Here is a 22,314-nt window from a genome sequence, read left to right on the forward strand (position 1 = left end):
GCCTTCGCGGGCAAGCGCGCTCCTACAGTTCGTCATTCTTAACCGGAGCCCACCTCGCATGACCCAGGATCAACTCAAACAGGCCGTTGCCCAGGCCGCCGTCGATTTCATCCTTCCGAAACTCGACGACAAAAGCGTCGTGGGCGTGGGCACCGGCTCTACCGCCAATTGCTTCATCGACGCGCTGGCCCTGCACAAAGGCGCGTTCGACGGCGCAGTCGCGAGCTCCGACGCAACGGCCGCACGCCTCAAGGGCCACGGCATTCCGGTGTATGAGCTGAACACGGTCAGCGATCTGGAGTTTTACGTCGACGGCGCCGACGAAAGCGACGAGCACCTGAACCTGATCAAAGGCGGCGGCGCAGCCCTGACCCGCGAGAAGATCGTGGCCGCCGTGGCCAAAACCTTCATCTGCATCGCTGACGCCAGCAAGCTGGTACCGGTGCTGGGCGCGTTTCCCCTGCCGGTCGAAGTGATCCCGATGGCCCGCAGCCACGTGGCCCGCGAACTGGTGAAGCTGGGCGGCGACCCGGTTTACCGCGAGGGCGTGCTGACGGACAACGGCAACATCCTCCTCGATGTGCACAACATGAACATCACCAACCCGGTGGAATTGGAAGCGCAGATCAATAACATCGTCGGCGTCGTCACCAACGGCCTGTTCGCCGCGCGCCCGGCGGATCTGCTGCTGCTGGGCACTCAAGAAGGCGTGAAAACCCTCAAGCGCTGATGGTTGCGGGGCAAGGCGAATCCTCGCGGGGATGCCTTGCCCTCAGCGCTTCTTGAACACATAAAACAGGTTCGGCTCGCTCACGACGTACAACGTGCCGTCATCCCCCATGGCGATGCCTTCAGCCTGGGGCACGCTTTGGCTCAGGCCCATGCTGCCCTTGGTCAGTGACACGTTGGCGACTGGCCGGCCTTCAGTGTCCAGCTCGAGAATCTGCCGCGACTCATCCGACAGCGCCAGCAGATGGCCGCTTCGCTCGTCGAACTGCAAGCTGGAAAGGTCGCGCACAAACAGGCCCGCATCCCGCTGTTTGTTGGACGTCACTTCAAGGATGTTCGGTGAATGAGTTCCGGCGTCAGGGAATCCGCGCACTTCGATGATCTGCACCGGCCGCCGCTCTTTCGCGATGAACAGCCGGCGCCCCTGATTATCGTAGGCCAGGCCTTCGAAGCCGTTGTTGCCGCCAGCGTCGATGCCCAGGGTCAGCTGCTCGGCATCGGCGGCATTGAGGAAAGTCGTGTCGTCATCCACGTGAACCTTGATCAGCCGCTGACTGTGCTCGTCGCTGATGACGTAGATCCCGGGGCTGATGTACTCGACCGCTTCGGCATCCCCGAACCCGGTCAGGGGAATTCGTCTGAGAATCCGCCCGTCCAGACTCAGCTCGACCAGCTCGGGGTCTTTGTTGGTCACGGTGAACAGCGTTTTGCGCTGCGGATCGAAGCTGAGCGCCGAAACGTTATCTGACAAGCCGTCGATGGCCCTCGCCTCAATCTCGACTTCATAAGCGTCAAGCCCCAGCGCCTGGGCATCGCTTGATTGCCAGAACACGTACCAGTTGAACCAGAGCCGCTCGATGACCCGGTATTCGCGCGCCACGAAAAACGACGCGGTCAGTATCAGCAGGACAAGTAACGTGAGCACGACGCTCTGGAACGGGGACACACGACGCATGCAGGGGGCTCGACTTCAGTGGGGCGGCTTTAATAGCACCGTATTCTGAAGCCAAACTGAAAGCCATGTGACATCTCGTTTCGGCTTTTTCGGGCTCAAGCGAGCGGAGGCAGCTGATCCGGCCGAAGCGGGCCAGCCATTATTGCCGCTTGAAGGCGTAAAACAGGTTGGGCTCGCTGACCATGTAAATGGTGCCGTTCTCGTCCATCGCCACCCCTTCGGCGCGCGGGATGGTCTCGCTCAGACCATTGAAACCGCGCAGCAGCGTCATGAAGCTGACCTGATTTCCCTTGCCGTCCAGCTCCAGCAGCATGTGGGATTCGGCAGACAATACCAGCAAATGCCCGGTCTTCTGGTCCGCATACAGGGACGACAGGTTGCGCACGATCAGGTTGTCGTTGATCAGCTTGCGCTTCTCGCCCTTCACTTCGCTGCTGCCGTCGGCCTTCCAGCTGTACAGCGCGGGTGGGCGCTCTTCGCCAAACAGGAACTGCTGATCTCGCGGGTCCCAGGCGATGCCTTCGAAGGCTTTGTTCTGATCCTTCGAGGGTCCCAGGTCGTACTTGGGGAAGTCGGCGATGTTGAGGGTTTTGGTTTCAGGGGTGACGTGGACGATGGTCATCAGGTGCTGACGCTCATCGACGATGGCGATCAGACCGTTGCCCAGAACGGCGACGCCCTCGGGGTTGGCCCAGCCTACCAGCGGGATCTTGCGAATGACGTCGCCCGTCAGCGTGATCTCGGAAAGAAAGGGGTTTTTGCCCATCACCGAATACAGGGTTTTAGTCGCCGGATCGTAAGACAGGTCCGAGGCCTCGTCCTTTTCCATGCCGGCCAGCGGCTTGGCGTCGATGTCGACCTTGTAATCCGGCAGCCAGATACCCGCCGCGCGCTCGGCCGGCGTGACGTTGCGCTCGCGCAGCCACAACAGGCCGCGATCGTCCCAGTGCCAGGCGTAAGACAGACCGGACAGAATCACCAGCGCTGCAATGAGCAGCCACCACCAACGGAAACGCAGACGGCTTTCGCGGTATGCCATCAGCGTACGTCGCTTTCGAAACGGCTCTGGCCTGTCAGCTCCAGCACGATCTCATCGCCTACGTTGAACGGTCCTACGCCTGCGGGCGTGCCGGTCATGATCAGGTCACCGGCCTGCAGCGAGAACTGCGAGGCCATGTGCTGGATCATCGGCACGATCGGGTTGAGCATGTGGCTGCTGTTGCCGTCCTGGCGGACTTCGCCGTTGATGGTCAGGCGGATGGCGATGTCAGTGAGGTCGGGATAGGCGTCGGCGGATACGAACGGCGCAATGACCGCCGCGCCGTCGAACGACTTGGCGATTTCCCACGGCAGGCCTTTCTCTTTCAGCTTCGACTGCACGTCGCGCAGCGTCAGGTCCAGGCCCGGGGCGAATCCGGAAATCGCGTCGAGGACTTCTTCGCGGCTCGGGTTCTTGCTCAGCGGCTTGCCGATCAGCACGACGATCTCGGCTTCGTAGTGCACCGAACCCCGGTCCTGAGGAATGCTGAAGCCACCCTCGATCCCGACCACGCAGCTGCCCGGTTTGATGAACAGCAATGGCTCGGTCGGTACCGGGTTGTCCAGTTCCTTGGCGTGCTCGGCGTAATTGCGGCCGATGCACACGACTTTACCGAGCGGAAAGTGAACCTTGGTGCCGTCGACGTACTTGTGCTGATAGCTCATGAGCGCTCCTGAGAAGCTTGTTGTAAGGGGGAACCGCTTTACACCGCGAAGATTTTGCCGGGGTTCATGATGCCGTTCGGGTCGAACACCGCCTTGACGGCCTTCATGTATTCGATTTCCACCGGCGACCGGCTGTAGTGCAGGTAGTCACGCTTGGTCATACCGACGCCGTGCTCCGCGGAGATCGAGCCGTTGTACTTCTGCACGATCTCGAACACCCACTTGTTCACCGTCGCGCACTTGGCAAAGAACTCGTCCTTGCTCAGGTTTTCCGGCTTGAGGATGTTCAGGTGCAGGTTGCCGTCGCCGATGTGGCCGAACCAGACGATTTCGAAATCCGGGTAATGCTGGCCAACGATCGCGTCCACTTCAGCGAGAAACGCCGGGACTTTCGAAACGGTGACCGAGATGTCGTTCTTGTACGGCGTGAAGTGGGAGATGGTTTCAGAAATGTATTCGCGCAGTTTCCACAGATTCTGTAACTGCTGGTCGCTCTGGCTCATCACGCCATCCAGCACCCAGCCCTGCTCGACACAGTGCTCAAAGGTTTCCAGCGCGTGGTTAGCCACTTCTTCGGTGGTCGCTTCGAATTCCAGCAGTGCGTAGAACGGGCATTCGGTGTCGAACGGGGACGGTACGTCACCGCGGGCCATGACCTTGGCCAGCGCCTTGTCCGAGAAGAACTCGAATGCGGTCAGGTCCAGCTTGCTCTGGAACGCGTGCAGCACCGGCATGATGGCGTTGAAATCGGTGGTACCGAGGACCATCGCGGTGAGGTTTTTCGGCGCGCGGTCCAGACGCATGGTCGCCTCGACCACGAACCCCAGCGTGCCTTCGGCGCCAATGAACAGCTGACGCATGTCGTAGCCGGTGGCGTTTTTGATGAGGTCTTTGTTCAGTTCGAGCAGGTCACCCTTGCCGGTGACCACCTTGAGGCCAGCGACCCAGTTGCGGGTCATGCCGTAGCGAATCACTTTGATCCCGCCGGCGTTGGTGCCGATGTTGCCGCCGATATTGCTGGAGCCTGACGACGCGAAGTCCACCGGGTAATACAAGCCGTTTTCTTCGGCGAGATTCTGCAGCTGCTTGGTGACCACGCCTGGCTGGCAGATGGCAGTGCGGTCTGTCAGGTTGAGTTCGAGCACCTGATTCATGTAATCGAAGTTGACGACCACCTCACCATTGGCGGCAACGGCGGCGGCGGACAAGCCGGTGCGGCCACCTGACGGGACCAGCGCGACCTTGCGTTCATTGGCCCAGCGGACGATGGCCTGCACCTGTTCGGTGGTCTTGGGAAAGACGATGGCGGTAGGTGCAGGGGCGAAATGCTTGGTCCAGTCCTTGCCGTAGGTTTCGAGGGAATCGGCGTCGGTCAGGACCTTGCCGGGCTCAACCAGGGTCTTCAGCTCATCTATCAGCGCAGGATGGGTCATCAACAGAACTCTCGAACAATTCATGGTCATCCTGAGAACGGCTCACGTCCAGGAATGGGGTGTTTCGCGGGGTGCATATGCTAGCATACGCCCCCCGCCAATCGAGCTTTCAGCCGATTTGCGCGCGCTTCACTTACTGCCATTTCTCTCCGGGACACAGGTTTACGCAGATGAGCAAGACTTCCCTCGACAAGAGCAAGATCAAGTTCCTTCTTCTCGAAGGCGTCCACCAGTCCGCGGTCGACGTCCTCAAGGCCGCCGGTTACACCAGCATTGAGTACCACACCAAGTCGCTGCCGGAAGCCGAACTGAAGGAAAAGATTGCCGACGCTCATTTCATCGGTATTCGTTCCCGCACCCAACTGACTGAAGAACTGTTCGATTGCGCCAAGAAACTGGTCGCGGTCGGCTGCTTCTGCATCGGTACCAACCAGGTTGACCTGAACGCAGCCCGCGAGCGCGGCATCGCTGTGTTCAATGCCCCTTACTCCAACACCCGTTCGGTGGCGGAGCTGGTGCTGGCCGAGGCCATCCTGCTGCTGCGCGGTATCCCGGAGAAGAACGCTTCCTGCCATCGCGGTGGCTGGATCAAGAGCGCGGCCAACTCGTTCGAGATTCGTGGCAAGAAGCTCGGCATTGTCGGTTACGGCTCGATCGGCACTCAGCTGTCGGTCCTGGCTGAAGGCCTGGGCATGCAGGTGTACTTCTACGACACCCTGACCAAGCTGCCGCTGGGCAACGCCACTCAGGTGTCCAGCCTGAACGAGCTGCTGGGTATGTCAGACATCGTCACCCTGCACGTTCCGGAAACCAACGAAACCCAGTGGATGATCGGCGAGAAAGAAATTCGCACGATGAAGAAGGGCGCCATCCTGATCAACGCGGCGCGCGGCACGGTGGTCGAGCTCGACGCCCTGGCTGACGCGATCAAGGACAAGCACCTGATCGGCGCGGCCATCGACGTGTTCCCGGTCGAGCCACGCTCCAACGACGACGTGTTCGAGAGCCCGCTGCGCGGCCTGGACAACGTGATCCTGACCCCGCACATCGGCGGCTCGACCGCTGAAGCCCAGGCCAACATCGGTCTGGAAGTGGCAGAGAAACTGGTCAAGTACAGCGATAACGGTACGTCGGTCTCCTCCGTCAACTTCCCGGAAGTGGCCCTGCCGGCTCACCCTGGCAAGCACCGCCTGCTGCACATCCACCAGAACATCCCGGGCGTGCTGATGGAGATCAACAAGGTCTTCGCCGAAAACGGCATCAACATCTCCGGTCAGTTCCTGCAGACCAACGAGAAAGTCGGTTACGTGGTGATCGACGTCGACGCCGAGTCTTCCGATCTGGCGCAAGAAAAGCTGCAGCACATCAAAGGCACCATCCGCAGCCGCGTTCTGTTTTAAGACGCGGTTTCAGGGTGGTGGAAAGGAGATCTTAGGTTCTTTAACTGCACTTCTCTGTTCCAAATAAACAATTAGCCCTCTGGAACGAGGGCTTTTTTTTGCCTGCCAACAGCTCACCCTCACGCATCGAGTTGCAAGCCGGGCAAGCAGGGAGCGTGCGCGGACACTTTATTGCAGATTTGTAATTTTCAGATCATCCCGTCGTTATCTTCCAGTCGTCAAGATTGCGCCCACTGGCAGCTCTCGGATTACAAATATAAGCCAGGTCGACACGTCCAAAAGCAATCTGCCGATTCGTACGGAGCGCACATGACTCACCTTAGAAAAATGTCCCTCGCGGTTTTCTCGACGCTCGCGAGCGTCACGCCTGTTGCCGGTTTTGCAGAGGAGCAAAAAGAAGGGTTTATCGACGGCAGCACGTTCAACGTTCTAAGCCGCACCTTTTATATGAACCGTGATAGCCGTAAAGGGCAATCGACTGCTACCGGGAACGGCTATTCCGAAGCAACGGCGCAAGGCTTTATCGCCAAATTCGAATCCGGCTTTACACAAGGTACATTCGGCGTGGGGGTCGATGCTTTTGCGTTGATGGGGATCAAGCTTGATACCGGCGGAGGCCGAAACGGATTTCGGAGTTCTTTCGACGTTCTGCCTGTCGATAACGACGGCGAGGCCGAGGACGAATACACCAAGCTGGGTGGCTCCGTGAAGGCACGGGCGTTCGACACGGTGGTTAACGTCGGCGATGTATTCCCGTCGACCCCGGTCGTATCCTTTGGTGATTCGCGTGTCCTTCCCGAAAGTTTTAGGGGTGTCACAGCCACGAACAAAAGCATCAGCGGGTTGACCGTTCAAGGCGGTCGACTTCATTCGATGAGTCAGCCCCAGTCAACTTCAATCCGCGACGGCTTCGCTACGTTCTACGCGGGTCCGGTCAACTCTCCATGGATTGGTTACTTCGGTGGTGACTATGATGCAACCGATCGGCTGACCCTGGGCCTGTACGGAAGCCGCCTGAAAGATGCGTGGGACCAGAAGTACGCCGCTGCCTCCTACATACTTCCCCTTTCCGATCAAATGGCTTTGACCGGTAGCGTCAACTACTACAACGCAACCGACGAAGGCAAGAAGCTCCTCGGTAAGTTCGACAACGATATCTGGAGCGTGAAGGTCGCCCTGAAATATGGCTCGCACACTTTCGCATTGTCGCACCAACGCAATCAGGGCGATGACGACTTTGACTACCTGAGACAGTCAGACTCGATCTACGTCGCCAACTCCATTCAATACAGCGACTTCAACTCGCCGAAAGAAAGGTCCTGGATGGCGACGTACAACCTGGACATGAGCAACTTTGGAGTGCCGGGTCTCTCGTTCATGACCCGCTATGGCAAGGGTACAGATGCGGACTACTCCAATGCCAACAGCACCTACATGCGACGAGACTCGGACGGGAATCCGCTCAAAGATCAAAAACGCTGGGAGCGGGATATCGAAGCAAAATACGTCGTCCAGACCGGCACCTTGAAAGATCTGTCACTGCGCCTGCGCCAGGCAACCACAAGGGCTACCGCATTTGAGTCGGACCTTGACGAGGTGAGGCTGATCGTCGAATACCCTATCAGCGTCCTCTGAGGGCTAATGGGCAGCCCCAGCCAAAGCGTCTTTAGGTGCCCTGACGGGCACCTTTTTCTGTGCCGCAACAAAGGCGCATTTATCCCGACAGTACGGTTTTTTTGCGAAAAAAAAGCGGCCATGAAGGCCGCTCCGATGCTGAATTCAAACAGGGTAATGATGCATCAGCAAACAGTGTCAATTTTTGCCTCGGCAACCGCTCATGACCTGGTATTGCAACGTGTTTAACTCACCCTTGGCGTCTTCGTAGGTCATTAGCTTAGGCATCACCTTACACACCCTCGCCTCCGGGGAAACCCGGACGACTTTCGCAATATCCAGCTTCATCCCATATTTATACTCAACAATAGCTGGCACCGGTTTGTTTTCTTTAGCGGCATACCGACTGACAACTTCCTGATGCTCTTTGATGATGGTATTCGCCACCGAGTCATCATTCGCAAAGGCGTAAGAAGCGACGGGCGAAAGGATTGCAAGGGCAAAAATCAATGATTTGGCAATGCGCATTTTTTGTCTCCGTTTAAGTGATGACCTAACTTAACCAATCAGCACTTACTGGAACGTTGCGCGAACATTACCATTTGGAAATCTTGTCGCGGGCATGGGATTTAGCGGCGCTGCTCTTTCCTGACAGAATTGTAATTGTTCCCTCACGTTCCTGTTAGCCACCGCGACTTACTATTGCCTCAACTCCTGATGAGCCCAGACGCTGATCAGGTACTGCCATTCCACTCCATACGGTAACAACCATGAATCTCATCAAATCGTTGGTTCTGACGGTCGCCGCTCTCTCTAGCACTTCTCTATTCGCCCAAGACGGCAGTGAGCGCTCAAATCATGCAGCTCAGAAAATGCGAATCGCACAAGAAGTACGATTCGACGATCAAAAGGCGGCCACTGAATATGTTCGCGTCGAGGAAAAGTCCCGCGCTGACGACGTGAAGAAGTCCGAAGGCTAATACCCTCCGGCAACCCTATTCACCTTTGGAAGCTCCCGGGCTCCTTTGGTTAAGGTGAATCTTTAAGCGCCCATTGGGCGCTTTTTTTTGCTTGTTTTTCGACGGCCCATGGATGAACGGCCCTGCCAGACTGCATGTCATAGTCAGTTCAACCATTACCTCTCCCTGTCCATAAATCCCAAGGATCTCCCGATGAGCTCAGGTCACAGCCACGGCCAAGTGCGCGCAGGCCATGAAAAAATGCTTTTCATGGCGCTTCTTCTCACGACAGGTTTCATGATCGCCGAGGTCATAGGCGCCTGGATCACAGGAAGTCTCGCGCTCCTGTCTGATGCCGCACACATGTTCACTGACTCGGCTGCTTTAGGTATCTCGCTGTTAGCGTTCCAGATTGCCAAGCGACCCGCCGACCGAAATCGAACATTTGGTTATGCGAGGTTTGAAATCCTCGCCTCTTCAGTCAATGCCATTCTGCTGTTCTTCGTCGCCATCTACATCTTGTACGAGGCCTACCAAAGACTCCTAACGCCAGCTCCCATCCAGTCGGTCGGCATGCTGGTCATTGCCACGCTGGGGCTCGTCGTCAATCTGATCTCCATGCGGATGCTGGGAAGTGCCAGCGGAGAAAGTCTGAATGTAAAGGGGGCCTATCTGGAGGTCTGGAGTGACATGCTCGGCTCGATCGGCGTGATCGTAGCGGCTGTCGTCATCTGGTTCACCGGGTGGGCCTGGGTGGACTCACTCGTGGCAGCCGGTATCGGACTCTGGGTGCTGCCAAGAACCTGGACGCTTCTACGCGAAAGCATGAACGTACTGTTGGAGGGTGTGCCCAACGGCATTGAGCTCAAAGAGGTTGAGCAAAACATTCTGGCGGTCGAGGGTGTAAAGGCGATCCATGATCTCCATGTGTGGTCAGTCACCAGCGGAAAGAACGTCATGAGCGTGCATGTGGTGATAGCGCAGGCGTCCCGGAACGGGCAGGAAATCCTGGCCAACGTGACCACCTCTGTCAGCCAGGGCTTCGAAATCCACCACTGCACCATTCAGCTCGAACATGATGGCTTCCATGATGACGAGCACAGCGCAGAAGGGCATGAACACCACGCATGAAAACGCTCGCGCCAGTCTCCCGGCGCGAGCGTTGTAAGTGGGGAACTGAGCGGGCTGTCAGTCCTCTTCTTTTCTGTGAGCCCATTGATAAAGCGCTGGCAGAACTAGCAGCGTCAGCGCCGTGGAGGAAAGGATTCCTCCAATGACGACCGTTGCCAACGGTCGTTGAACCTCAGCGCCTGTCCCCGTTGCCAAGGCCATGGGGATGAACCCCAGTGACGCGACCAACGCAGTCATCAACACCGGCCTCAAACGAGTGAGCGCCCCCTCATTGATCGCGTCGCCCAGGGAGCGCCCTTCTTCACGCAAGTTGCGAATGAAGGCGATCATTACCAGGCCGTTCAGTACAGCCACGCCGGACAAGGCAATAAATCCAACCCCTGCCGAGATCGACAACGGGATGTCCCGTAGCCAAAGCGCAAGCACGCCCCCGGTCAAGGCAAAGGGAATGCCCGTGAACACCAGCAACCCATCTTTGAGGTTGTTAAACATCATGAACAGCAGTGCAAGAACCATCAGCAAAGCCACCGGCACCACAATCTGGAGACGTTTGGCAGCCGACTGAAGCTGTTCAAACTGACCGCCCCAATCAGTCCAATAGCCGGGTGGAATTTTTACTGCGCTATCAATGCTTGCACCTGCTTGCTGGACGAACGAACCCAGGTCACGTCCGCGAACGTTGGCGCTTACGATCACCAGGCGCTTACCGTTTTCGCGACTGATCTGATTAGGCCCGAGTATCAGATCCAGCGTCGCCACTTGCGACAACGGGATGAAGTTGATTTGCTGATCGCTACTGCCCGCGGTAGCCGGAATCGGAATCAGCAAACTGGAAAGCCCGGCGACATCGGTTCGCATCTCATCCGACAGCCGCACAACCATGTCAAACCGGCGGTCGCCCTCATAAAGAGTGCCGGCCCGACGACCTCCCACACCTGTAGCAATAGCGTCCTGCACGTCGCCCACGTTCAGGCCGTAACGTGCGGCTTTGTCCCGATCGATGTTGATGGTCAACACAGGCAAGCCCGTCGTCTGCTCGACCTTGACCTCAGACGCGCCCGGCACTTTTTGCAGAGTGGCCGCGATCTGACTGGCCGTTTGATTCAGCACGCCCATGTCGTCGCCGAAGACTTTTACCGCAACGTCGCTTCGTACCCCTGAAACAAGCTCGTTGAAGCGCAGTTGGATAGGCTGGGAGAACTCGTAGTTACTCCCTGGTACGCCGGCTGCCGCCTGCTGCAACTCCGCAATGAGCGACTCACGAGACTTTCCTGGATCGGGCCATTGGCTTTGCGGTTTCAGCATGACGTAGCTATCAGAGATGTTTGGCGGCATCGGGTCGGCAGCAATCTCTGCGGTACCTGTTCGAGCAAACATACGTTCTACTTCAGGCACCTTTTCAACGATGGCTTTTTCAAGCCGCTTCTGCATTTCCACAGACTGAGTAAGGCTCGTGCCCGGCACCCGGAGGGCCTGCAGCGCAAAGTCGCCCTCGCTCAGGCTGGGTACGAACTCACTGCCCATTCGGCTGGCGGTGAAACCGGACAACACGATCAGCACAAAGGCCGTGCTGAAGGCGATCGCACGATGCTGCAGCACCCACGCCAGAACCGGCGCGTAACGCACGCGAGCCGTGCGCATGATGAAACCTTCTTCTTCCTTCACCTTGCCAGTCACGAACATCGCGATCGCGGCAGGTACAAAGGTGACGGAAAGGATCATGGCGCCCAACAATGCGATGACCACGGTAAACGCCATGGGATGGAACATTTTGCCTTCCACACCGGTGAGGGCAAAAATCGGCAGATAAACGACCATGATGATCAACTGGCCGAAAATGAGCGGTCGGCGAGCTTCCTTGGCAGCGGCAAACACTTCGTGAAAACGCTCGGTGCGCGTGAGCATCCGGCCATATTTGCTCTGCGCATGAGCAAGCCTTCGAATCGCGTTTTCGACGATCACCACAGCCCCGTCCACGATGATGCCAAAGTCCAGCGCACCCAGACTCATCAGGTTTGCGCTGACCTTATTGGCAAACATGCCGGTAAACGTGAACAACATGGCGAGCGGGATCACCATGGCGGTGATCAAGGCAGCGCGGATGTTACCCAGGAACAGGAACAAAATTGCGATGACAAGAATGGCGCCTTCAATCAGGTTCTTCTTGACGGTGGCGATGGCCTTTTCGACGAGATTGGTACGGTCATACACCGTCACCGCGTGGATACCCTGAGGCAGCGAGCGGTTGATATCAGCCAGTTTTGCAGCAACTGCCTGCGAGACAGTTCGGCTGTTTTCTCCGATCAGCATGAAAACCGTGCCCAGAACAACCTCACGCCCGTTTTCGGTAGCGGCTCCCGAACGCAGTTCCTGGCCGATACCCACATCAGCGACGCTGCTGACCCGGATCGGCGTGCCCTGTACGTTCGCGATAACAATGTTCGCGATGTCCTTCACCGTGCCAAGCTGGCCAGGTGCACGAATCAACAGCTGTTCACCACCACGCTCAATGTAGCCAGCCCCGACGTTGGCGTTGTTACGCTCGAGGGCGGCGACGAGATCGTTCAGCGTCAGCTTATAAGCAGCAAGCTTTTTGGGATCAGGCGCGATCTGGTACTGCTTGGCGAAACCGCCGATCGTGTTGATCTCGGCAACGCCGGGAACGTTGCGCAGCTGTGGCTTGATGATCCAATCCTGAATGACTCGAAGATCGGTGGGTGTATAGACACTTCCATCCTCCTTCCTGGCGCCGTCTTCGGCTTCGACAGTCCAGAGAAAGATCTCGCCCAGGCCCGTGGAAATCGGCCCCATGACGGCCTCAACACCTTCAGGTAACTGCTCCTTGGCAGTTTGGAGACGCTCACCCACCAACTGACGGGCGAAGAACAGATCGGTGCCGTCTTCGAAAATGACCGTCACTTGGGAAAGACCCGAACGCGACAGCGAGCGGGTCTGCTTCAGCCCGGGTAACCCGGCCATACTCGTTTCGATAGAAAAGGTAACCCGCTGCTCCGTCTCCAAAGGTGAAAAGCCTGGAGCGGCGGTATTGATTTGAACCTGAACGTTGGTGATGTCAGGTACCGCATCAATAGGCAGTTTCTGATAGCTGGCAATACCGAGCCCCGCCATCAGCAAGACAGCGAGCATCACGACAATGCGCTGCTCAATCGCGAATTGAATCAACCGTTCAAACATGGCGTTGTACTCTTGCGACGCAGGTCAATGGGCATGCTCGGCAGAGCTCTTACCCAGCTCGGACTTGAGGATGAAGCTGCCGGCAGAAGCCACTTGGGCGCCGGCGTCCAGGCCTTGGACGATCTCCACGAAGCCACCATCTCGGCGACCGACCTCCACGGCACGCAGCTGGAAGCCTTCAGCATTGCGAACGAACACTGACGGCTTATCTTCCACCGTCTGAATGGCCGATTCGGGGAGGCTGACCGAGGCATTGGCTTTATCCGCCGTCACATCAATGGAGACGAACAATCCGGGACGCCATGCGCCCTCGGGGTTACTAAGGATCACCCGTACAGTGGCAGCCCTGGTTTGCTCGCCAAGCAGGCTTCCTACGTAACTGATCCGGCCTTCGACCTGAGCGTTAAGATCAGGTGCGCTGACCGTCACCGCTCGCCCGACTACCACACGCTGCAAATCCTTTGGCGTCGCACCAAACGTTGCCCAGACACGCGACAAGTCAGAAAGCGTGAAGGCTGCCGTGGCTTCGTTCACCACTTCGCCAATGCCGAGATGCTTCTCCACAACCACAGAGTCAAATGGGGCGATCAACTCATAGCGATTGCCGGCGGCTGCGTTGACGCTGGCACCAATCGCGCTCAGTTTTTGCCGAGCGTTCGACCGGCTGATATCTGCCTCCTGGAACGACTGGCGCGCGAGCAAGTAATCCTGCTCGGCGGAAATCTTGTCCTCCCACAGCTTTTTTTCGCGCTGCATGGTCAAGCGAGCCAGCTCGGTTCTTCTCTGCGCAGCATTCAGTTCGCTGCGCATGTCCGTGATTTGCTGGCTTGCGATCACAGCGAGTACCTGACCTTTCTTTACTGATTGGCCCAGCTCGACTCTGACTTCATCAACGACGCCACTCACCCGTGGGACTACATGGGTCGTGCGGTCTTCGTCGAATCTGATTTCCCCTGGAAAAGTGACCGACGTACTCATCAACCTCGGCCCCGCCAGAGCAAGCTCGATGCCGGCTGCGTTTATTTGCTCCGGGGTCAGTTCAATCTGCCCTTCCTCTTCATGGGATTCACCCTTGCCCTCGTCAGAATCTTCGTCACTGTGTCCATCCCCTTCGGCGTGCGCCTCGTTGCTTTCTTTGCCTTGTTCCTTGCCAGGAGGCTGGGACTCTGCGGCAACGGGGAGTCCTTGACGGGTGACCGTCAGACTGGTCAAACCGATGATGGCTATCACCACCAGCGCGATGGTAATGCTCCGTTTCTTGTTCATGAATGCTCCCGGCGATCATGTGTTTGAACACAGTGCGATGCGCCCAATAAGTGCGTAAAAATGGCTTTAAGGATGAGTGCTGAATGGGCTGAGATCGCCGTAGATGCGCTCGACAGTGACCCTGGCGTCAGTGGCGATGGCTAACGACTCCAGATATTGGCTTCGGGCATCGATCAGCGTGCGCTGAGCATCGAGGACTTCCAGAAAGCCGAACTTGCCCATCTCAAAGCCTCGGGTCGCCGCATCGACCGTGCTTTTGGCGGACGGCAAGATGACCTGATTGAAAGACTCAACATCGCGTGTGGCCGTTTCCCATTGGGCAAGGGCAGACTGAGTGGTGGTACGCAGTCTCAGCTCCACCGCATTACGCAGGTCGCGGGCCTGGTCAGCGCGACGCGAAGCTGCAAGCACGTTTCCCTGATTCCTGTTGAAAAGCGGAAGGGGCATCGAAAAACCAACCACGTTGACACGCTCCCGATCCTCGCGGGTGTATTGGCTACCAATGCTGACCGTGAGATCCGGGATGCGCTGCGCACGCTCCGAACCCAATGATGCGTCTCGCTGTTCAATCTGAGCCTGGGCCAGGCGCAGCTCGGCAGACCGATCGATTGCGGTGAGCATTTTCGCAGCGAGTGGCGCGTTGCCCGGGGACAGATCGGCGTATTCCAGGCTATCGAAGGTTGCCGATGCGGAGCCGGTTGCACGGGCGAGGTCGCGATAGCTATTAGCTTTCAACGTTTGTGCGCGTCGAACCAGCAGGTTGGTCTCGGACAACTGGACTTGCGCACGGGTGGCCTCTACCGGCGATGATTTACCGGCACGCACACGGCCCTCGGCGATCTCAAGACCTCGCTCAGCCAGAGACTGAGATTGTTGCGCCAGCTCCAGCCCCGTTTGAGCCCGAACCGCTGCGTAAAACGCCTGAACCACTTCGGCACGTAACTCGTTGCCCCGACGCTCCAGCTCGATTTGAGCAGCGTCCTGGCCACGGCTCGCGACATCGATACGCGCCCCTCTCTTGCCGCCGAGCTCCAGAGCCTGACTCAGCATGACGGTCGTGGTGCTGGTACTACGACGTGTGTCTTCAGCTTCCCAGGAAACCACCGGGTTGGGCATGAGCCCAGCCTGCTGCCTGTCACCTTCGGCGATCCCTATTTCCCTTCGAGCGGCAGCAAGATCAGGGTTTTCAGCAAATGCCGATTCAATGGCTTGGGGCAAGCTCAGGCTCTGAGCAGCGACAACACCAGGTGCAGCGAAAGGCAGCAACAACACGCAAAATGCACCCAGCCTCATGGAAGAGGTCATGGAAAATCGTCTATGTCCGAGCACAGTCGCACTTCTCCAGTTGCATAAACCACCCAATTAAAAATAAACAGGTATAACGCCAGCTTTAAAGCCGGGGTTTGATGGGCGGACTTTATGCAATAGGAGCTATCAGAGGGATTACTGGAAAATTACAATTACGTTATCTACAAAAATGAAAAACCTTTTGAAACTACAATCTCGAACCACTATGTTTTAGCCTGAGCTGAAACGTGCTGCAACATGTACACCCTTGCACTTTTTTACGGAGCCTCGTGAGTGTTGAATTACTGAAGTCAGCGCTGAGTAGGAGATGCGACATAACGTCGCCATACCCCGATAACCTGAGCCTTTCGGCTGGTCACGCTTGACCCTGTAGCAACTACAGGGATAACAATTTGCCTTACATCCAAAGGGTTGTGAAAAATTCGTCAATAAAACTATAGAAAAATAGTGAACCAGCGACGTATTTGGCAACTGACTATTTAATTCAAACAGGAAATCCTGCCATGCGAATCCTTGTTGTAGAGGACGAGCCGAAAACTGCCGAGTATATGCATCAGGGACTCACGGAAAGCGGCTATGTAGTTGATGTCGCCACTACGGGGCTCGATGGTCTTTGTCTCGCTCAGCACCAGGCATACGATATTGTGATACTGGATGTAAACTTGCCAGAAATGGAGGGCTGGGAGGTACTGGCCCGGCTGCGAGAAACAAGTAACACCCGAGTGATGATGGTGACCGCTCGCGGGCGTCTCGATGAAAAAGTCCGTGGCCTGGAAATGGGAGCCGACGACTATCTGGTCAAGCCTTTCGAGTTTCCAGAACTGCTCGCACGGGTTCGAACCTTGATGCGCCGGAGTGAACAAGCCGGGCTACCCGAAGTGCTGCGCGTCGGCGACCTTGAGCTGGATCAAGGCAGACATAGAGCATTCAGGGGCACTCAGCGCATCGATCTGACGACTAAAGAATTCGCTCTGCTGCACCTGCTCATGCGACATACCGGAGAGGTGATGTCGCGGACTCAGATCATCTCCCTGGTGTGGGACATGAATTTTGACTGCGATACCAATGTCGTCGAGGTATCGATCAGGCGGCTAAGGGCCAAGATTGACGATCCGTTTGATCAGAAGCTGATTCATACCCTTCGCGGGGTTGGCTACGTGTTGGAAGCTCGCGAATGAGACCCTCGCGACTCTCGACAAAGCTCGGCATCACTGTCACAGCGATGAGTGCTGTATTGGCATTGGTCATGGCGACGTTCGCCTACGCGTCCATTTCGCGCCAGTTGGATGTCCAGGCAAAAGATGGACTGACAGAGAAGTTAGCGCAGGTTGAACACAGTCTCGCCGAAAGCTCCGCAACGGCAGCGGACATCGTGCTTCATCCGCATAACCTGCGTGATCAAATCGTCGGTCACGACAATTTGACCCTCACCATCATGGACTCGAGCATTCCACGAAAGCAGCTGCTGATCCTCGGAAGCGATGACGCGGTCGAGTTACCGATACCCAAAACAGGGAGCCGATCACTGGAGTTCCAGCGACTGGATTCCTCCGATGGCCATGACTTGTTGATGGCGCACAAGCTGATTCGCCTCAAAAATGATCAACAGATTCTGGTGATGCTCACTCTCGATAGAAAAAGTGATGTCACCTTACTCACCGCTTATGTGAAGTCCACGCTGATCGCATTGCCTGTCATTTTGCTTCTCGTGGGTGGCTGCGCATGGTGGGTGGTTCATCGCGGACTCAAACCACTCAGGGCATTGCGCAAGGTTGCAGAGAGGGTATCCGCCCGCGACCTCTCGCACAGGATGAAGGTACACGGTCTGCCTGAAGAGCTGAGTGACCTGGCCCATGCGGTCAATTTCATGCTGCATCGATTGGACGGCGACGTTCAGCAGCTCGCCCAGTTCTCGGACGATCTGGCACATGAACTGCGCTCGCCGATGAATAATCTGATGGGCACGGCTCAAGTGACTCTGTCCAGGGAGAGGCCTCCGGCGGAATACAAGCAAGTACTCGAATCGTGTACCGAAGAGCTTGAGCGCCTGTCTCGCATGGTCTCCCAGATGCTGTTTTTAGCCAGCGTCAGCCAACCGTCTGCGCCGCTGACTTTCAGTTCAATTGATCTGCGAGAAGAAGCAGAAAAGGTCGCGGAGCTTTTTGCGATGTCAGCGGAAGAAAAGAAGATAGCCGTTGTGGTGCAGGGAGATGCAAAGGTCTCCGGTGATCGTCTGATGATCCAGCGCGCCATTTCAAATCTACTTTCGAATGCCATCAGACACGGGACAGCCGGCACTCCCGTTACGCTCAGCCTTTCAACCCTGAAAGAGCAAGTTTCGCTGGCTGTACGCAATACAGGCGAAGGGATTGAAGCGGAACACCTTCCTCGTCTGTTTGATCGCTTCTACAGGGTTCATGCAAGCCGCTCCCGCCAGCAAGGTGGGACAGGGTTAGGACTTGCCATCGTGCGCTCGATCATGAGCTTGCACGAAGGACGCGTAGCGGTTGAAAGCAAACCTGGGGATGTCACAACATTCAGCCTGATCTTTCCTATTCCCGCTTAGATCATTACTGCCCTTTTTGGGGCAGTAGAGACCAACCGGGCACCGCGCTCGGTAGGCGAGCACGCTGATGCACACGCCTGGAAGCAACTCGATGCTATCCGGCATTTATTTGGTAACACATTCGATTTGCCCATCAGGTCTACCCTCGGTAAGGCTACGCGCGCGATCCCCTCTACCCTTTTCCGCCTTGAGTAGCATCAGCCATGAACTCATTTAGAAAGACCGTCCAAGTCATTGCAGCCGCTACAGCGCTAAGTGCCGCCTCATTGGTGCAGGCCGCGCTATCAATAGACGTGTACAGAGACCCTAATTGTGGCTGCTGCACCAAGTGGATCGCTTATCTGAAGGAGAACGGCTACTCAGTGGTCGACCACCTCGAAGACAACATGAGCGCTGTAAAGGAAAAGCTCGGTGTGCCCGGTAATCTAGGCTCGTGCCACACCGGGGTTGTAAATGGAAAGTTTGTTGAAGGCCATGTTCCAGTCGCGCAAATTGCCGAACTAAGCCAACGAGCTGATCTGGTGGGAGTGGCGGCCCCTGGTATGCCCATGGGATCGCCAGGAATGGAGTCAGGTGACCGGCGTAGCGCTCACCAGATCATTGGCGTGACCAAATCGGGGCAAGAAGCGGTTCTGGCTGACTTTCCGGCCCGCTAGCGGCTCCGGAAAATACGCCAAACACTGACGCCTTCGCCAGCAAGCCGGCCCCTACGAATCTCACGCCAGCCATGCGACGGCGGAGTCCACACCATCCATGGCATCTGCGGATACGCGTTATTTGACCGTGATGGTGATTTTCTGCGATTCGACCGGCGGGTTCAGTGGCACGTGGTTCTTGTCGCCCACCAGCAGTTGCAGGGTGTGCTGGCCCGGCGTGAGATTCAGCTCGGTTTCGGTCTGGCCTTTGCCGAAGTGACGGATGTTGTCGGTGTTCGGCAGCGGCGCGTTCATGTCGGGCTGATCCTTGACGTCGATCAGCAGGTGATGATGACCGGTCTCCGGCACGTCAACGCCGGCCGGGGCAACGCCCATGCCCTTGAGGCCGAATTGCACCTTGAATGCGCCGTTGACGGTCGCGCCATCCTTCGGCGAGATGATGTAAACCTCAGCGCCTGCGGGCGAAGCCGTGCGCGGCATGTCGGCGGCCTGGGCCAGGAAGCTCGCCCCCAACAGCAGGCCGGTCAGGGCAGTTCTAGCGAATAACGTCTTCATGATCTCTCCGTTTTTATCGATGTGCGATTGCGGGATCGGGGATTGAAGCCTCTTCATCCCGACAGACAATCGCTCAGGAACGACCTTTACCTTAGCTGCGGTTAGCCGCCAAGTATTTCGTTGAGTGGTTTGATGTAGAAGATTTCATGTTGGGCCGATGCAGACGGAGAGGAAGCCAGTTACAACTCGAACGGTTCATTCCCACGCCGCCTGAACCATCCGGTTAGCGACAGGCGCTCGCGGGTCGAGGGCATGACTTCGTGGGGCATGTCGCCCGAGAGGAACACCACCAGGCAGCCGCCAGTGGGTTGCACGTCATACTCGACGCCGTCCTTGAGGTACATCCGCAGTTGGCCGCCGTGCTCCGGCAACCAGCCGTCGTTAAGGTAGACGACCGCTGAGACCATGCGTTTGTCGTCATCGCGAAAGCGGTCCACGTGCTTGAGATAGAAGGCCCCCGGCGGATAGAGCGCGAAGTGGCTTTCGTAATCCTCGAGGCCCAGAAACAGGCCTCGGTTCAGCGCCTGGCGCAGGCTGTCCATCAGGTCCAGATAGCGATCGCACGGCTCGGCCTGCCCCGCTTCCAGCCACTGGATGTGATCGCCGCGAATCCCCTCCCTAACCTCCTGCGCCGGCCCGCGCCCGACTGCAGCAGGCGCGAGCTCGCCCTGAACGGCACGCGTGCGGCATTCAAGGGCCAGCTCGCGGGTCAGGGTGTCGGGCAGGAAAATGTTCTGCTGCGACCAGCCACGCTCGGCCAGGTCGTCGACGATTCGCAACAGCAGCGGGTGATCAGGGGATATGCGCATGGCGCGCATAGTATCCATACGCCGATTAATCCGACAGGGCCTGCAGTCCGGCGAATGAGGAATATTTCCACGGGTTTGAATACGCCCGGCGGTTTTGCCCGTTCACTGATCGAACCCACGGTTTTTAGCGGGGTCTGGCAAGTGTTAACTCGACAAATCCCCGCTGCCCCACCGAGAATGGCGGCCTGCCGACAGGAGTCTCTAATGCGCCGTCTGTTTTTCCTGCTGTTGATGTTCTGCACTTTGCCCGCCTGGGCAGACGGCCACGATCAGCTGTACAAGCTCGCCGGCTGGCCGGAACAACGCGCTCATTTTGTCGATGCCCTCAAAGCCGCTCAGCAGCGTTACCGCAACAGCCTTCCGCCCGCCGTGTTCGACGCTCTGGTGAGCAACAGCAATCAGCGTTTTGCCCCGCAGGCGATGGACCAGCGCGGGGAGCAAATGCTGCGCCAGACGCTGCAGGACCCGAACCCTGCACTGCAGTTTTTTCAGTCGGCCCTGGGCCGCAAGATCGTCAATGCCGAACTCACTGCGACACGCCCGGACCAACTGGCCAAAAATGTCCAAGGCCTGCCGCACATTCAGGCGGACGACAACCGTCTGCTGATCATCGGCCACCTGGCCAACGCCCTCCCCGCCAAGGAAGCCGGCGCCGAGGTCAGCATGGCGATTGCGGGCGTCGCCGCCGACAGCCTGAGTTCGATGATTCCGGGACTGATGGGCGGTGGCACGACCCAGGCGATGCTCGACAGTCAGCGTCAGCGGCTCATGGGGCAGATCGGCAAGGACGTGAACAACACGCTGCTTTATGTGTACCGCGACCTGTCGGATGGCGAGCTGGACGAGTTCGCCACCTTCGCCGAGTCCAACGAAGGCAAGGCCTATTACAAGGCGGCGCTGGCAGCAGTTCGCGCGGGATTGGCGGTTGGGCAGACTGTCAAATGACGTCAGTAGGACCGGCTTCAGCCGGGAAGGGGACTGTTTGAACACCCTCCATCTTGCGGTGTGACGACTCAAGCCTTCCCGGCTAAAGCCGGTCCTACATTCGTTCTGTCAGCCGGCAAGCCTGCCCTTGGCGCCCTACCCCATCCGCTGCGTCAGAAACTCAAAAAACCGTGCGCGCAACTCGGGTGACTCGTTGACCAGATGGTGCCGCGCTTCGTGCAGCATGAAGATCTGCGGCTCATCAAACTTGTCCTTGAGCACCGGCAGATTATGTTTCCAGTCCACGGTCATGTCCGACTCGCCCTGCACGATCAACGGGCTGCGGCGGCTTCGCGGCGCGCGTTCGATGCGCTCGATCCATTTCGCCAGCGCGCCCACCCAGACTGTGGGCAGGCGTCGCGGCTGCAACGGATCCGCCAGCAGGAAAGGCAGAAAGGTCGGGGCGTTTGAGTTTTCGCTAAAGCGTCTGTCAATGGCTTTGACGAAGCCGCGCAGCAGGTAATAGCTGAGTTTCGACAGGGCCCAGCCACGCGGCCGCACCAACGGCGCCAGCAGGATGATCTGACCCTGCGCCGGGCTGGCGTCGCCGTGATGAAGCGCGTGGTCGATGACAATCGCGCCGCCGGTGCTTTGTCCGCACAGGTGCCACGGCTTGGGCAGATTTAGAATGTCGGCTTCGACAAAAAGCCGATCCAGCACCGCCTGATATTCCGCGAAGTCGGTAATGCTCGCCCGCGCTCCACTGGACAGCCCATGGCCCGGCAAGTCGCAGGCAATCACCGCTAGCCCAAGCCCCAGCGCCCAGTCAATGACGTGCCGATACAGCCCGACGTGATCGTAAAAGCCGTGCATCAGCACCAGCGTGCCGACCGGCTGATCGGGCATCCACAGCTGCGTGACGATGTCGTAACCGCCCACCTCAACGCGCCCGATCCGACTGCTGATCGCGCCATTCGGGCCGAGCGCGTTCAAACCGTAGAAACGCTGATAAGCCTGCGCCTCTGCAGAGGGCGCTTGCGACGCGCTCAGCGGCAACAGCTCAGCACGCAGGTGATCGGGGTCGAACGTGTCGGACATCGGAATTCCAGA

General features: G+C 57.7%; 20 protein-coding genes. 9 read left to right on the top strand and 11 right to left on the bottom strand.

The genetic code is table 11. The features are described from left to right. Positions 1-58: 58 nt before the first annotated feature. Complete coding sequence (gene rpiA / locus OKW98_RS00200; RefSeq protein WP_265387492.1) at positions 59-730, top strand: ribose-5-phosphate isomerase RpiA; 672 nt, start codon at positions 59-61, stop codon at positions 728-730. 42 nt (positions 731-772) lie between these two features. Here rpiA and OKW98_RS00205 read toward each other — a convergent pair whose 3' ends face one another. The 4 genes from OKW98_RS00205 to OKW98_RS00220 all read right to left on the bottom strand — a co-directional run bounded on the left by OKW98_RS00205 (position 773) and on the right by OKW98_RS00220 (position 4,821). After that, positions 773-1,684, bottom strand: a complete 912-nt coding sequence (locus tag OKW98_RS00205) for an SdiA-regulated domain-containing protein (RefSeq protein WP_265387493.1) — start codon at positions 1,682-1,684, stop codon at positions 773-775. Between the two features lie 139 nt (positions 1,685-1,823). Further along, positions 1,824-2,723 (bottom strand): SdiA-regulated domain-containing protein, encoded by a 900-nt coding sequence (locus OKW98_RS00210; RefSeq protein ID WP_265387494.1) that lies wholly within the window; start codon positions 2,721-2,723, stop codon positions 1,824-1,826. Next, the gene (locus tag OKW98_RS00215; protein WP_265387495.1) at positions 2,723-3,388 is read right to left on the bottom strand and encodes a fumarylacetoacetate hydrolase family protein; all 666 of its coding nucleotides are present in this window, start codon (positions 3,386-3,388) and stop codon (positions 2,723-2,725) included. Before OKW98_RS00215 ends, OKW98_RS00210 begins: the two co-directional genes overlap by 1 nt. Before the next feature lie 38 nt (positions 3,389-3,426). Beyond that, the gene (locus tag OKW98_RS00220; RefSeq protein ID WP_265389854.1) at positions 3,427-4,821 is read right to left on the bottom strand and encodes an FAD-binding oxidoreductase; all 1,395 of its coding nucleotides are present in this window, start codon (positions 4,819-4,821) and stop codon (positions 3,427-3,429) included. Between the two features lie 170 nt (positions 4,822-4,991). Between OKW98_RS00220 and serA the strand changes: the two genes are divergently transcribed. Both serA and OKW98_RS00230 read left to right on the top strand, forming a co-directional pair. After that, a complete protein-coding gene (serA, locus tag OKW98_RS00225; RefSeq protein ID WP_265387496.1) occupies positions 4,992-6,221 on the top strand; it encodes a phosphoglycerate dehydrogenase in 1,230 nt (409 codons plus the stop codon). A 309-nt stretch (positions 6,222-6,530) separates the two neighbouring features. After that, complete coding sequence (locus OKW98_RS00230) at positions 6,531-7,856, top strand: OprD family porin (protein ID WP_265387497.1); 1,326 nt, start codon at positions 6,531-6,533, stop codon at positions 7,854-7,856. Between the two features lie 177 nt (positions 7,857-8,033). On the opposite strand, the gene OKW98_RS00235 is transcribed toward OKW98_RS00230, so the two are convergent. Continuing rightward, a complete protein-coding gene (locus OKW98_RS00235; RefSeq protein WP_265387498.1) occupies positions 8,034-8,363 on the bottom strand; it encodes a DUF2790 domain-containing protein in 330 nt (109 codons plus the stop codon). Between the two features lie 242 nt (positions 8,364-8,605). Here OKW98_RS00235 and OKW98_RS00240 point away from each other — a divergent pair, with 242 nt between their 5' ends. Both OKW98_RS00240 and OKW98_RS00245 read left to right on the top strand, forming a co-directional pair. Further along, entirely contained in the window at positions 8,606-8,815 is a 210-nt protein-coding gene (locus tag OKW98_RS00240) for a hypothetical protein (RefSeq protein WP_265387499.1), read from the top strand. A gap of 192 nt (positions 8,816-9,007) precedes the next feature. Then, a complete protein-coding gene (locus OKW98_RS00245) occupies positions 9,008-9,925 on the top strand; it encodes a cation diffusion facilitator family transporter (RefSeq protein WP_265387500.1) in 918 nt (305 codons plus the stop codon). 57 nt (positions 9,926-9,982) lie between these two features. On the opposite strand, the gene OKW98_RS00250 is transcribed toward OKW98_RS00245, so the two are convergent. The 3 genes from OKW98_RS00250 to OKW98_RS00260 form a co-directional block, all read right to left on the bottom strand. Further along, positions 9,983-13,120: an efflux RND transporter permease subunit gene (locus tag OKW98_RS00250; RefSeq protein WP_265387501.1), complete on the bottom strand. Its 3,138-nt coding sequence runs from the start codon at positions 13,118-13,120 to the stop codon at positions 9,983-9,985. Positions 13,121-13,144: 24 nt separating this feature from the next. Continuing rightward, positions 13,145-14,386, bottom strand: coding sequence for an efflux RND transporter periplasmic adaptor subunit (locus tag OKW98_RS00255; protein ID WP_265387502.1), 1,242 nt, complete (start codon positions 14,384-14,386; stop codon positions 13,145-13,147). A 66-nt stretch (positions 14,387-14,452) separates the two neighbouring features. Beyond that, positions 14,453-15,679, bottom strand: a complete 1,227-nt coding sequence (locus tag OKW98_RS00260; protein ID WP_265389855.1) for a TolC family protein — start codon at positions 15,677-15,679, stop codon at positions 14,453-14,455. A gap of 518 nt (positions 15,680-16,197) precedes the next feature. On the opposite strand from OKW98_RS00260, the gene OKW98_RS00265 reads away from it, so the two are divergent. The 3 genes from OKW98_RS00265 to OKW98_RS00275 all read left to right on the top strand — a co-directional run bounded on the left by OKW98_RS00265 (position 16,198) and on the right by OKW98_RS00275 (position 18,916). Further along, the gene (locus OKW98_RS00265) at positions 16,198-16,872 is read left to right on the top strand and encodes a heavy metal response regulator transcription factor (protein WP_265387503.1); all 675 of its coding nucleotides are present in this window, start codon (positions 16,198-16,200) and stop codon (positions 16,870-16,872) included. Further along, entirely contained in the window at positions 16,869-18,260 is a 1,392-nt protein-coding gene (locus OKW98_RS00270) for a heavy metal sensor histidine kinase (RefSeq protein WP_265387504.1), read from the top strand. The genes OKW98_RS00265 and OKW98_RS00270 overlap by 4 nt, the downstream gene beginning before the upstream one ends. A gap of 203 nt (positions 18,261-18,463) precedes the next feature. Continuing rightward, on the top strand, positions 18,464-18,916 hold the full coding sequence (locus tag OKW98_RS00275; protein WP_265387505.1) for a DUF411 domain-containing protein: 453 nt from the start codon (positions 18,464-18,466) through the stop codon (positions 18,914-18,916). A 117-nt stretch (positions 18,917-19,033) separates the two neighbouring features. On the opposite strand, the gene OKW98_RS00280 is transcribed toward OKW98_RS00275, so the two are convergent. Next, positions 19,034-19,471: a DUF4399 domain-containing protein gene (locus OKW98_RS00280; RefSeq protein WP_265387506.1), complete on the bottom strand. Its 438-nt coding sequence runs from the start codon at positions 19,469-19,471 to the stop codon at positions 19,034-19,036. A 179-nt stretch (positions 19,472-19,650) separates the two neighbouring features. Further along, complete coding sequence (locus OKW98_RS00285; RefSeq protein ID WP_265389856.1) at positions 19,651-20,289, bottom strand: 2OG-Fe(II) oxygenase; 639 nt, start codon at positions 20,287-20,289, stop codon at positions 19,651-19,653. Positions 20,290-20,484: 195 nt separating this feature from the next. Between OKW98_RS00285 and OKW98_RS00290 the strand changes: the two genes are divergently transcribed. Next, positions 20,485-21,225, top strand: a complete 741-nt coding sequence (locus OKW98_RS00290; RefSeq protein WP_265387507.1) for a hypothetical protein — start codon at positions 20,485-20,487, stop codon at positions 21,223-21,225. A gap of 135 nt (positions 21,226-21,360) precedes the next feature. Here the strand turns inward: OKW98_RS00290 and OKW98_RS00295 are convergent, their stop codons facing one another. Beyond that, positions 21,361-22,302, bottom strand: a complete 942-nt coding sequence (locus OKW98_RS00295) for an alpha/beta hydrolase (RefSeq protein ID WP_265387508.1) — start codon at positions 22,300-22,302, stop codon at positions 21,361-21,363. Positions 22,303-22,314: the final 12 nt, after the last annotated feature.

Source organism: Pseudomonas sp. KU26590, from assembly GCF_026153515.1.
In the GTDB taxonomy this organism is placed as follows: domain Bacteria; phylum Pseudomonadota; class Gammaproteobacteria; order Pseudomonadales; family Pseudomonadaceae; genus Aquipseudomonas.